Source organism: Geminicoccus sp., from assembly GCF_035556675.1.
Taxonomy (GTDB): domain Bacteria; phylum Pseudomonadota; class Alphaproteobacteria; order Geminicoccales; family Geminicoccaceae; genus Geminicoccus.
Map to the genome: position 1 here is coordinate 1 of NZ_DATMFZ010000380.1, position 10,259 is coordinate 10,259.

Annotated in this window: 14 protein-coding genes; 8 read left to right on the forward strand and 6 right to left on the reverse strand. The window is 65.7% G+C overall.

Features of this window, described 5'->3' with window-relative positions:
• The first annotated feature begins 106 nt into the window (after positions 1 to 106).
• The 3 genes from VNS22_RS27180 to VNS22_RS27190 are packed head-to-tail and all read left to right on the forward strand — an operon-like array spanning position 107 to position 1,838.
• Positions 107 to 586: a DUF29 domain-containing protein gene (locus VNS22_RS27180; RefSeq protein WP_325738169.1), complete on the forward strand. Its 480-nt coding sequence runs from the start codon at positions 107 to 109 to the stop codon at positions 584 to 586.
• 24 nt (positions 587 to 610) lie between these two features.
• Positions 611 to 1,084 (forward strand): DUF805 domain-containing protein, encoded by a 474-nt coding sequence (locus VNS22_RS27185; RefSeq protein WP_325738171.1) that lies wholly within the window; start codon positions 611 to 613, stop codon positions 1,082 to 1,084.
• The gene (locus VNS22_RS27190; protein WP_325738173.1) at positions 1,071 to 1,838 is read left to right on the forward strand and encodes an enoyl-CoA hydratase/isomerase family protein; all 768 of its coding nucleotides are present in this window, start codon (positions 1,071 to 1,073) and stop codon (positions 1,836 to 1,838) included. Before VNS22_RS27185 ends, VNS22_RS27190 begins: the two co-directional genes overlap by 14 nt.
• Here the strand turns inward: VNS22_RS27190 and VNS22_RS27195 are convergent.
• Both VNS22_RS27195 and VNS22_RS27200 read right to left on the reverse strand, forming a co-directional pair.
• Entirely contained in the window at positions 1,835 to 2,797 is a 963-nt protein-coding gene (locus VNS22_RS27195) for a sugar kinase (RefSeq protein WP_325738175.1), read from the reverse strand. The two genes, VNS22_RS27190 and VNS22_RS27195, sit on opposite strands and share 4 nt — an antisense overlap.
• A gap of 114 nt (positions 2,798 to 2,911) precedes the next feature.
• Positions 2,912 to 3,265, reverse strand: coding sequence for a DUF1127 domain-containing protein (locus tag VNS22_RS27200; RefSeq protein ID WP_325738177.1), 354 nt, complete (start codon positions 3,263 to 3,265; stop codon positions 2,912 to 2,914).
• A gap of 126 nt (positions 3,266 to 3,391) precedes the next feature.
• Here VNS22_RS27200 and VNS22_RS27205 point away from each other — a divergent pair, with 126 nt between their 5' ends.
• Both VNS22_RS27205 and VNS22_RS27210 read left to right on the forward strand, forming a co-directional pair.
• Positions 3,392 to 4,270: a LysR substrate-binding domain-containing protein gene (locus VNS22_RS27205; protein ID WP_325738179.1), complete on the forward strand. Its 879-nt coding sequence runs from the start codon at positions 3,392 to 3,394 to the stop codon at positions 4,268 to 4,270.
• A gap of 90 nt (positions 4,271 to 4,360) precedes the next feature.
• On the forward strand, positions 4,361 to 4,975 hold the full coding sequence (locus tag VNS22_RS27210; protein ID WP_325738181.1) for a hypothetical protein: 615 nt from the start codon (positions 4,361 to 4,363) through the stop codon (positions 4,973 to 4,975).
• Between the two features lie 18 nt (positions 4,976 to 4,993).
• On the opposite strand, the gene VNS22_RS27215 is transcribed toward VNS22_RS27210, so the two are convergent.
• From VNS22_RS27215 to VNS22_RS27225, 3 genes are all read right to left on the reverse strand, one after another.
• The gene (locus tag VNS22_RS27215) at positions 4,994 to 5,398 is read right to left on the reverse strand and encodes a carboxymuconolactone decarboxylase family protein (RefSeq protein ID WP_325738183.1); all 405 of its coding nucleotides are present in this window, start codon (positions 5,396 to 5,398) and stop codon (positions 4,994 to 4,996) included.
• Positions 5,319 to 5,762: a MerR family transcriptional regulator gene (locus VNS22_RS27220; RefSeq protein ID WP_325738185.1), complete on the reverse strand. Its 444-nt coding sequence runs from the start codon at positions 5,760 to 5,762 to the stop codon at positions 5,319 to 5,321. Before VNS22_RS27220 ends, VNS22_RS27215 begins: the two co-directional genes overlap by 80 nt.
• Positions 5,763 to 5,874: 112 nt before the next feature.
• Positions 5,875 to 8,043: an adenylate/guanylate cyclase domain-containing protein gene (locus VNS22_RS27225; RefSeq protein ID WP_325738187.1), complete on the reverse strand. Its 2,169-nt coding sequence runs from the start codon at positions 8,041 to 8,043 to the stop codon at positions 5,875 to 5,877.
• A 454-nt stretch (positions 8,044 to 8,497) separates the two neighbouring features.
• Here VNS22_RS27225 and VNS22_RS27230 point away from each other — a divergent pair, with 454 nt between their 5' ends.
• Positions 8,498 to 9,238 carry a hypothetical protein gene (locus tag VNS22_RS27230; protein ID WP_325738188.1) on the forward strand — a complete coding sequence of 247 codons (741 nt, stop codon included), beginning with the start codon at positions 8,498 to 8,500 and terminating at the stop codon, positions 9,236 to 9,238.
• 83 nt (positions 9,239 to 9,321) lie between these two features.
• Positions 9,322 to 9,627, forward strand: coding sequence for a hypothetical protein (locus VNS22_RS27235; protein WP_325738190.1), 306 nt, complete (start codon positions 9,322 to 9,324; stop codon positions 9,625 to 9,627).
• 142 nt (positions 9,628 to 9,769) lie between these two features.
• Here the strand turns inward: VNS22_RS27235 and VNS22_RS28445 are convergent, their stop codons facing one another.
• Entirely contained in the window at positions 9,770 to 9,994 is a 225-nt protein-coding gene (locus VNS22_RS28445) for a DUF6471 domain-containing protein (RefSeq protein WP_349261903.1), read from the reverse strand.
• 106 nt (positions 9,995 to 10,100) lie between these two features.
• On the opposite strand from VNS22_RS28445, the gene VNS22_RS27240 reads away from it, so the two are divergent.
• Positions 10,101 to 10,259 (forward strand): transposase (locus VNS22_RS27240; protein ID WP_325738192.1); only part of this gene is annotated, 159 nt, incomplete at its 3' end.

Consider the following 10,259-nt stretch of genomic DNA (forward strand, 5'->3'; position numbering starts at 1 on the left):
GCCGAGCCGGTCGCCGAGCCCGCGGGCTAGGACCACCGCCTCCCCGCCCGGAAGGTGCTTGGAGCCACCCACGCCCGTCCCTATCCTCGGAAGCGATGGAGGATCGATGCCCAGCGAGATCGAGCAGCTCTACGAGACTGACTTCTATGCCTGGACGAGAGTCCAGGCGAAGGAGCTGCGCCGGCTGGCCCGCGCACGCTGGAACGGCCCGCTCGACCTGAAGCATCTCGCGATCGAAGTGGCCGACATGGGCAGTGAGGTCCTCCATGGCATGGAAAGCCAGCTGGAGCGGATCATCGAGCACCTCCTGAAACTGCAGCACAGCCCGGCGGAGGAGCCGCGGGCAGGCTGGAAGGCCAGCGTGCGGCAGGCACGCCGTGAGATCGGCCGCCGGATGACCCCGACCCTCGCCCGAAAGCTGCGGCGCAGCCTGCCGCGGCACTGGGCAGCCGGCCGGGACGAGGCCCGTCAGGCACTGCTCGACCATGGCGAGGCGGAGGCCGCGGACCGCGTGCCGGAAACCTGTCCCTACGAATTCGACCAGCTGCTGGCGCTGGACTGGTACCCCCAGCCGCCCGCGGCCTGACCGGGCGGTAGGTAGGCTGCGATCATGAGCATGGTGCCCGAGGATGTCGCGCCGGCGGAACGGCCGGACTGGTTCTCGACGATCGGCCGGCGCGGTCGGCTGTCGTTCCTCTTCAACTTCCTGTTCGTCAATCTCGGCGTCGGCATCATCACCGCCATCGCCGGCGGGATGGGCGGCGTGGTACCATCGCTGGTCGGTGCCGGCTGCTCGGTGGTGGGCGGCTGGGTCAATATCTGCCTGACCGCCCAGCGCCTGCATGACCTGGGCCGCAGCGGCTGGCTGCAGGCGATCCCGTTCGGCGCCAGCATCCTGGGCGTGGCACTGCTGGCCCAGGGGGAGCCGCTGGCCACGGCACTGGGCACCGCGCTGCTGCTGGCCGGCTGCCTGGGCTTCCTCCTGTGGCTGCTGCTCGCCAGGGGCATGGCGGAGAGCAACCAGTTCGGCCCGGCGCCGGCGGCACCCGGCGGACGCAGCGGAGCAAGCCATGGCAGTCGATGATCACGTCCGCTGGACCCGGCACGGCCGGGTCGGGCGGATCACGCTCGATCGGCCCGAGCGCCGCAACGCGCTCACCGAGGCGATGTGGACCCGCCTGGCCGAGCTGGCGACCGGCCTTCCCGACGATGTCCGGGTCCTGGTGGTGGATGGTGCCGGCGGGGCGTTCTCGTCGGGCAACGACATCGAGATGCTCCAGACCAGCCTGACCGGTCCGGAGGCGACCCGCCGCTTCCACGAGCTGCTCGACCGGGCGCTCCGGGCCGTGCGCGACCTGCCGATCCCGACCATCGCGGCGGTCGACGGGGTCTGCTTCGGCGCCGGACTGATGCTCGCCACCGTCTGCGACCTGCGCGTGGCCGCCGCCAATGCCCGGTTCTGCGCGCCGCCGGCCAAGCTCGGCCTGGTCTACGGGATCGGCGAGACCCGGGCGCTGGTGGAGGTGGTGGGCCCCGCCCGCGCCAAGGAGCTGCTGTTCACGGCCAGGGTGGTGGACTGCGCCGAGGCGGTCCGCATCGGTTTGGCAGAGCGGGCCGCGGACGGCCCGGCCGGCGATGCCGCCATGAAGCTGGCCGAAGAGATCGCGGCCCTGTCCGTCGTGACGCATCGCGCCAGCAAGCTTCTGGTGGCAGCGGCGGCCGCCCGGCTGCCGCACGCGCCCTGGATGGAGGAGCTGCGCGACCAGGCGGTCGCCAGCGATGATTTCCGCGAGGGCCGGGCCGCCTTCTTCGCCAAGCGCCGCCCGGACTTCGGCTAGGTCTTGCCCCGATCCATCCGCGCCAGCAGGTCCGTCTTGGCCAGGAAGGCCTGGACATCGGCGCGGGTCGGGATGGGGGCCACCGCGCCATGGCCGAGCGTGGACAAAGCGGCCGCGGCATTGGCGTAGCGGGCGGCGGCGAACGGGTCGCGCCCGGCCTGCCAGCGCACCAGGAACGAGCCGTCGAACACGTCGCCCGCCCCGGTGGCATCCACCGCCTGGACCGGGAAGGCCTCGACCACTGCCAGCCGATCCTGCGTGGCGACCATGGTGCCGTCCTTGCCCATGGTCAGCGCCACCACTTCCGGCCCCATCGCCAGATAGTGGCGGCAGATCGCCTCCGGCTCGTCCAGGCCGGTGAGCTGGCGCGCGTCGTCCAGGCCCGGCAGGAGCAGGTCGGTCGAGCGCGCGGTGGCGTCCACGATCGCGCGGGCCCGGTCGAGCGGCCACAGGCGCAGGCGCAGGTTCGGGTCGTAGGCCACGATCGTGCCGGCCTCGCGTGCGATCCGGATCGCGTGGAACACCGCGTCGCAGGCCGAGGCCGAGATCGCCTGGCTGATGCCCGAGACATGGAGGATGGCCGAGCGCCGGACCAGCTCCGCCGGCACGTCGTCCGGCGCCACCAGGGCGGAGGCGGAACCGGCGCGCCGGTAGGAGAACTCGTGGCCGTCCGGGCCGTAGGAGATGAAGTAGATGCCGGTCTGGCTGCCTTTCGGCGTGCGCACGAAGCTGCGATCCACCCCTTCGCGGTCCCACAGCTCCAAAAAGCGCCGGCCGAACGGATCATCGCCCACCGCACCCATGAACGCAGTGCGCGCGCCCTGGCGGGCCGCCGCCACGATCACGTTGGAAGTGTCGCCGCCCAGGCCCGGCAGGAACAAATGCTCCCCACCCCTGGCGACCTCGGCGAACTCCATGAGCGGCTCGCCGAAGGCCAACAGGTCGAAGTCGCGCTGCATCTCGATCTCCCGCGCCGGTCACCGGGCTCTTCACCCGATCGGGCACGGGAAGGCAAGCACCCACGCCCGGCCGCGGGGGTAACGGCCGGGCGTGGTGCCTGCACGGGGGCGGGCTCAGTAGTAGCGGTTGGACCGGGTCATGGCCGCGCGACGGCGCTGGGTCTCCAGCGTGTCGTAGTCGAGCGGCGTCCAGAACGGCTGCAGGGCCTCGCGGTCCACATCGGCCCGGCTCAGGCCGATATCGCTCAGGACATGGTCCGGCAGGCGCTGGAGGTCGCGGCGCGCGCGCCAGTCGGCCCACATGCGCATCAGGCGGGTGACGATGCCGGCCGGCTGCTGGCGACGTGCGAGCTCGGCCCCACCGACGACGTTCTTGCTGCGCACGGGCGCGGTCACCGCGCCACCGGAAAGCTGGAAGGTCGAGGACAGGGCGTGCGTGGTCACCTGCCGGTTGGTCTCGGCATACATTCACCTTCTCCATCAGGGGGGAGGTCCAGGGGCGGCCTCACGTTCGAGAATATGCGCTGGCGACTTGGATCAATCCAACGCATAATGTTGATGGTTCTCTTCAACGAAGTTGATGTGAGTTCGGCCATGGACCGCATGCTCGATCCCGACCTGCTGGCGACCCTGGTGGCGATCGCCGAGACCGGCAGCTTCACCGGCGCTGCGGAGCGCGTGCTGCGCAGCCAGTCGGCCGTCAGCATGCAGGTGAAGCGGCTGGAGGACACGGTGGGGCGGCCCCTGTTCACGCGCGAGGGCCGCAATGTCAGCCTGACGCCTGCGGGCGAGACACTGCTGGTGCATGCGCGCCGGATCCTGCGCGCGCATCGCGAGGCCATCGCGGAGTTCTCCGAGCGCGAGCTGGCCGGCGAGGTCACCATCGGCACGCCCGACGACTATGCCTCCACCTATCTGCCATCGATCCTCAGCCTGTTCACGGAAGCCAACCCGAAGCTCACCCTGAACGTGGTGTGCGAGCCTTCGATGACACTCTCGCAGCGGATCCGTGAGGGCAGCGTCGACATAGCCCTCACCACCCGCGGCAATGGCGAGGTCGGCGGTACGATCGTCCATGCCGAGCCGCTCATGTGGATGGGCTCGCGCCATCATTGTGCGCATGAACGCGATCCCCTGCCGCTCGCGGTGTTCGGCGAGCATTGCTGCTTTCGCACCGCCATGCTGCGCACGCTGGCCGAGCAGGGCCGCGAGGCGCGGATCGCGGTCGCCTCGGTCTCGATCGCCGGCATCTATGCTGCGATGGAGGCGGGCCTCGCCATCTCCTGCCTGGCCTCCAGCAACCTGACCGCCAATCTGCGCTCCTTCGGCCCGGCCGACGGATTCCCGGACCTCCCCGACGTGCAGCTCCTGATCCAGCGCGCCGCCGGGCGCCGCTCGCTCGCCCTGGACGAGCTGGAGGAGCGGATCGTCGAACACTTCCGACGATGGCGTCGTCTGCCTCAGGCAGCCTGAGCGGCCGCAGCGCGTTCCCATGCCGGCATTTTCATGGCAGGACCAAGGTCAGGTGCTGCCGGCCAGAGCAGCCACGCCAGGGAGGCCAGGATGCGTTCCGTGATCGTCGCCGCTGCCGCGGGCCTGCTGCTCGCTGCCTGCACCGCCGCCCCGCCACCGCCGCAGCCGGCCGCCACCCCGGTGCCGAGCAATCCCCCGCCCGCCACCTCCTCGATGACGCAGGAAGAGGTGGTGGCGACCGTCGAGGCCATCGACATGACCAGCCGGCTGGTCACCGTGCGCCGGCCGGATGGCAGCCGCGCGCAGATCTATGCGCCGCCGGATGTCCGCAACCTGCAGCAGGTCCGGATCGGCGACGAGATCGTGGTCACCTATGCGGCGGAACTCTCGGCGCTGCGGGTGGGCTCGGCCGACAATCCCGCCGGGGCGCCCACCGAGATCCTCGACCAGGGCGTCATGCGCACGCCCGAGGGTAGCATGCCGGGCATGGCCGTCGGCAGCTCGCTCACCACGACCGTGACGATCGACAGCTACGACCCGGAAACCCACATCGTCACCTTCACCAACCCGAACGGTGTCCAGGAGCAGGCGGAGATCCAGGATCCGGCCATGCAGGCCAGGGCGACACGGCTCCAGCCGGGCGACCAGGTGCGGGTCACCCTGAGCGAGGCGGCCGCGCTGACGGTGCGCCGGCCGGCCCGCTGACAAGGCGCACCGGCAAGCTTATGCCGCCTCGTGGCCGGCGCGGGCGGCGAACACCCGCTTGGCCGCGAACAGCCCGTTCAGCGCCGCCGGGAAGCCGGCATAGACCGCCATCTGGATGATCGTCTCGACGATCTCCTCCTGGCTCAGGCCCACGTTCAGCCCGGCCTCGATATGCACCTCGAGCTGGGGCGTGGCCGTGCCCATGGCGGTCAGCGCCGCGATGGTCGCAACCTCGCGCGAGCGCAGGTCCAGGCCCGGCCTTGTGTACACGTCGCCGAACGGGAACTCGATCACCATCCGCGCGAAATCGGGCGCGATGTCCGCCAGCGCGGAGATCACCCGTTCACCGGCCTGGCCGTCGATCTCGGTCAGGGCCTTCAGGCCGCGCTGGTAGCGCTCGTCGGACTGCGGGTTGCTCGACATGGTCGTCGTCCTCTTCGGATGGTGCGCCATAAGCGGCGATCTTCTGGTCGAGGACGCGAAGGCAGGCCCCGAGTTCGGCGAGATCGGCCCGGACCCGCTCGCGATGCACCTCCAGGATCCGGCAACGCTCGCCCTCGGTAGCGGGCCCCTCGGCCCGCAGCCTGGCATAGCGCAGCATCTCGCGGATCGGCATGCCGGTCGCCCGGAGATGGCCGATGAAGCGGATCCAGACCAGGATGCCCTGGTCATAGTCGCGCCGCCCGCCCCGCCCGCGCGGGGCATAGGGCAAGAGGCCGATCCGCTCGTAGTAGCGGATGGTATGCACGCTCAGCCCACAGGCTTCTGCCAGGTCACCGATCCTCATCGCCTGCCTTCGACGTCTTGGACGACCTGACATCTACGAGTTAGAGCGCGCTCTAGGTCAATGGGGAATCGGCAGGCCAGGATCACCCTTCCCTCCGGCCCCAGCGCCAGGCCTATTGGACGACCTGGAAGTCGATCCGGTCCACATGGGCCATCCAGAGCAGCTTCTTGTAATCCGTCGCCCCCTTTGGCCGGAACAGGGCGCCGCAGCCCCGGTTGCCTGTCGCCGGGTAGCCCCAGCACATGACGCCATCCTGGATCTCGACCAGCCGGCCAGCGTCGGATGGCCCGCTCGCGAACTTGCTGTCGCTGGCAAACGTGAAGGCCCCGTCCGGCTCGAAGGTGAGGATCCAGCTCGCCCCGTTGTCGATGTCCCGTCCCTTGAGCACACGGCCGAACAGTGCGGGCCTGATCTCGTCGTCCGTCAGCCGGACCATCCCCTCCGGGTAGGGGAACGGGAACTCTGGCACACCGGCCATACGCAGGCCGTCGCGGAGCCGGGCAGCATCCTCAGGACGCTTGTACGGATTCCAGACACGGCCCATCAACTGCGAGAAGCCGACTATGTTCTCCTTGAGCAGTTCCGCCTCGATCTCCTGGATGTGTGGCTTCGCGTCACGTTCGAGATACCCATAAGCAGCCACCAGGATAATCCGGGCCCACGTTTCTTGGGGACGTTCCTGCAAGTGCTTCTCCAGCACCGTAGCAGCGTCGGCGAAGCGGCCGGCCGTGAAGTAGGCGAAGCCGAGATCGTCATTGGCTGCCGCGAGCGGATTGGCGCGTGATGCTGCTTCTGCGGCCTGCTGAGCGTCCTGAGCCCGACCGACCAGGGCCATGGCATAGGACATCCATTCGAAGGTGTCGCCATTGCTTGGATCGAGGTTGATGGCGCGCTGGAGATCCTCGATGGCGGCCTCGGTCTGCTGTGCCTGCAGCAGAAGATCTGCCCGAACACGATAGGCACGCGGTGATGGATGCTTCATCGCCTCCTGCAGGTAAGCGACGACAGCTGCGTTGAACTCTGCGGAGGATAGGTTGAACGAGTCGGGCCCATGGTAGCGATACACCTCCGCCAGTGCGGCGTAGGCCTCCCCATAGTCTGGATCCAACGTCACGGCCTGCTTCAGATGGCTTATCGCCTCCACTGCCGATTCAGGCGTGAGGCGCCCGTAGAGTTCCATGCCCTTCAGGTAGACATCATAAGCTGCAGGGTTGCGGGTTCCGCCGGTTGCCTGAAGCGGTTGCTCACGGGATGCGAGCCTCATTTCCAGCGCAAGGACAATACTTCTGATTACATTGTCCTGAAGCGCGAAGACCTCGCTCCACTTGCCATCGAACCGCTCCGCCCATTTGTGCATCCCGGTGGCGGCGTCGATCAGCTGAGCATTAATGCGCAACTCCTCGCCCACGCGCCGCACGCTGCCTTCGAGCACGTAGCGCACCCCCAGCTCGGCGGCGACCTTCGCCGGATCGGCCGGCTTGTCCTTGTACTGGAACGCGGCACTGCGCGAGATGACGAGCAGGCCCGGCACCCGCGCCAGGTCGGTGGTCATGTCCTCCGTCATGCCATCGGCCAGATAGCCCTGCTCGGGGTCTCCACCGAAATTGTCGAACGGCAGCACCACGACCGATGGCTCGTCGGGCACCGGCGGGCCGGTCGGCCTGCCCAGGTACCACCACCAGGCTCCCGCCGCGATCAGCGCCAGCAGCAGCACGGCTCCCGCAGGCACGGCGAGGCGCAGCCGCCGCAAGGGTGGCCGCCAGCGCGCCGCTTTCCCGTCCAGCCGCACCCGATAGGCCCGCACCAGCCGCTCGATGTTCTTGACCCGCTGCTCACCCGCGAACTCCAGCGGCAGGTCGAGCTTGCCCTGAAGATGGTCATAGGCGGTGCCACTGACGATCACGCCACCCGGCTCGGCAAGCTGTTCCAGCCGGGCCGCGACGTTCACCCCGTCCCCGTAGATGTCGCCATCGTCCTCATGGATCACGTCGCCCAGGTTGATCCCGATCCGGAACCGGATGCGCTCCGGCGCCGGCAGCTCCAGGTCGCGCTCCGCCATGCCCTTCTGGATCAGCACCGCGCAGCGCACCGCATCGACCACGCTGGCGAACTCCACCAGCGCCCCGTCGCCCATCAGCTTGACGATCCGCCCCTGATACTCGCCGATCAGCGGCTCGATGAAGTCCCTGCGGTGCGCCTTGAGCCGGGCGAGCGTGCGATCCTCGTCCCGCTCCATCAGCGCGGAGTAGCCGACCACGTCCGCCGCCAGGATCGCGGCCATGCGTCGTTCGACCCGCGCTGCAGCCACGGCCGCTTCCTCCCGCGGACTGACTGACCCGACTTTCCGGTCACTCACGGCACACGGAAATACTGGGTCCGTCTGCTACTCTACTGCAGCCACGGCCCGTTTGCTGCCTCGAACTTGTCGGCTCGCGCTAGGCCGCCGGCGATTCCAGCAGGTCCGTCCACGCAGGCTAAGCTTCGTAGGATCAAATGCCTTTACATGCTATGATGCAATCCTGCCCTGCCGGATGCACCGATGCCGTCATGCCACCCAGCCGTCACCGCATGTTTTGCGGCATCAGGTAGCAAACGCACCTAGCGTGGCTCCTGATGCCCTGCACGAAGGGATCGGGCTTTGAACGTGACGTTTCCAGCCGCTAGGCTGCGGCATGCTCCGACTGATACTTACGCGATTTGCGCTGTTCGCATCGTGGCTGATCTCGACGTGCTGGATGGCAGCGAAGATCATGCTTGATGTGATCGGATACTCCACAGTTCCCGATGATGTTGCAGCAGCTCAGTCGCTTGCGGCTCGGGTTGCTGAATTGCTTCTGTCAGTGCCTTGGTGGGTACCCACCCTCATCACTGCGGCCATCACCACGGCACTGCTTTGGATCTCTGTGCGCCAGACATGGATGCTGACAGGGAAAGACACGGCCGAAAAGCGCGCCGAAGAAAAAGAAAAACGCGAAGCAATGGCGGAAGTCATTGCTGATGAGACGTTCTTAGGCGATCTCAGGAACCTACGTTCTGAGACGACGGAAGAAGTCTCGCGCCTTCGTAAGCAAATGACTTCGATACGCCACCGTCTCGCATTGGGAATGATCGACAGGCCGGTGGCCGATGCTGAACTTAAAGCCGTGACGAAAGAACTAGAAGAATTTTGCACGAAAGTAGAGGGATCAATTTTTTCTGATGCATTGCTTTTCTCTAAGTACGGAAGAGAAAGCTATATGATTCTCACCAAATCATCCGTGCTAGGGAACTACTATCACGACTCAGAATACATTTCTCTGGCTGATGCAAGTCTAGAGGCAACCATTGCTGCCCGGGAGAAATACATATACAAAACCATTGATGAAGCTCTGTCTAATATTGAGCCTGCTAGACAAGAGTTGCTTCAAGCATTCTACCTATCAAGACGGCGAGGTGGCTTCATGCGCCTGCTACACCACAACACTCACAATAAATAATCTGTCGACGCGATGCCTATCTCCTGGCACTGTCCGGAAAACAACCGTTAACCCTCAGCACCAACGACGGTGGAGGTCAGCAGATGGCGGTTTTCTGGATTACGTTCCGCATAGAAGGTCAGGAGGGGGCATCCGATTATAACCAGAAGTATGTGGCCTTACAGGCAGTGTGGCACGACATAACGCCCATGTACTGGGCTGAACCCACTTCCTTTGTGATCTTTGAAGCTGAAACTACCATCGACATTTTGGCGAGCAAGATCCGGAACGCCATCAACCCGAAAACAGACGTCGTCCTAATTCGGGAAAATGGGAAAAATAATTGTCGCATCGTTGGTCAATGGGAGGACGATGCGATCTTTTCTTTGATGCCTGGACTAAAGAAATAAGATTGATGGGGTGCAATTGGCACTTTAAGGAAGCGAGCCACTAGCACTACCGCCGATAACCGAAACATCTTCAACAAAGTTAACTCTCCAATCGAAGGGTGGCATAAACGTAACACATATAAGAATAATAATCCAGGTCACATTAGTCCAACTCCACCCTCTTACATCCGGCAGCCTTCAAACACTGAAGCAAGAACACGGCTGAGAACCCCCCTCTAGCTACCTTATTGCGGAGGTTTACAGCCGTGTCTTGTACTCCTATCTCAGCCAGCCTTTCCGCCAACTGCTCATAGGTCATGCCTTGCCGCGCCATCGCTGCGCGCAGGATGCCTTTGGCCTGATTGACCCACACGTCCTCGGTCTTCATTTGCCCTCACATTGGTTACGTACGCCATCATATACGTTACGGCGCTCCTTGACAATCTGCCGGGATGCCATCATATTCGTTACATAGGTAACGGATATAGCTACAGATGGCTCAGCACTTCCTCCTCTCCGCCGCAGCCCGCACCCTCTCGCTGGTGCGTGTGGCCCGGATGACGGACGAGGAAGCCTATGACGTGTTCCGCAAGCTGCGTTGGCAGGCCACAAAGGGCGAAGCCGTTTGCCCGCGCTGTGGATGTGCAGCGTGC

What these genes read in the sequence shown, in the direction of transcription:
- VNS22_RS27180 (WP_325738169.1), top strand. Translation starts at nt 107, where the DNA reads ATGCCCAGCGAGATCGAGCAGCTCTACGAGACTGACTTCTATGCCTGG.
- VNS22_RS27185 (WP_325738171.1), top strand. Translation starts at nt 611, where the DNA reads ATGAGCATGGTGCCCGAGGATGTCGCGCCGGCGGAACGGCCGGACTGG.
- VNS22_RS27190 (WP_325738173.1), top strand. Translation starts at nt 1,071, where the DNA reads ATGGCAGTCGATGATCACGTCCGCTGGACCCGGCACGGCCGGGTCGGG.
- VNS22_RS27195 (WP_325738175.1), bottom strand. Translation starts at nt 2,797, where the DNA reads ATGCAGCGCGACTTCGACCTGTTGGCCTTCGGCGAGCCGCTCATGGAG.
- VNS22_RS27200 (WP_325738177.1), bottom strand. Translation starts at nt 3,265, where the DNA reads ATGTATGCCGAGACCAACCGGCAGGTGACCACGCACGCCCTGTCCTCG.
- VNS22_RS27205 (WP_325738179.1), top strand. Translation starts at nt 3,392, where the DNA reads ATGGACCGCATGCTCGATCCCGACCTGCTGGCGACCCTGGTGGCGATC.
- VNS22_RS27210 (WP_325738181.1), top strand. Translation starts at nt 4,361, where the DNA reads ATGCGTTCCGTGATCGTCGCCGCTGCCGCGGGCCTGCTGCTCGCTGCC.
- VNS22_RS27215 (WP_325738183.1), bottom strand. Translation starts at nt 5,398, where the DNA reads ATGTCGAGCAACCCGCAGTCCGACGAGCGCTACCAGCGCGGCCTGAAG.
- VNS22_RS27220 (WP_325738185.1), bottom strand. Translation starts at nt 5,762, where the DNA reads ATGAGGATCGGTGACCTGGCAGAAGCCTGTGGGCTGAGCGTGCATACC.
- VNS22_RS27225 (WP_325738187.1), bottom strand. Translation starts at nt 8,043, where the DNA reads ATGGCCGCGATCCTGGCGGCGGACGTGGTCGGCTACTCCGCGCTGATG.
- VNS22_RS27230 (WP_325738188.1), top strand. Translation starts at nt 8,498, where the DNA reads ATGGCAGCGAAGATCATGCTTGATGTGATCGGATACTCCACAGTTCCC.
- VNS22_RS27235 (WP_325738190.1), top strand. Translation starts at nt 9,322, where the DNA reads ATGGCGGTTTTCTGGATTACGTTCCGCATAGAAGGTCAGGAGGGGGCA.
- VNS22_RS28445 (WP_349261903.1), bottom strand. Translation starts at nt 9,994, where the DNA reads ATGAAGACCGAGGACGTGTGGGTCAATCAGGCCAAAGGCATCCTGCGC.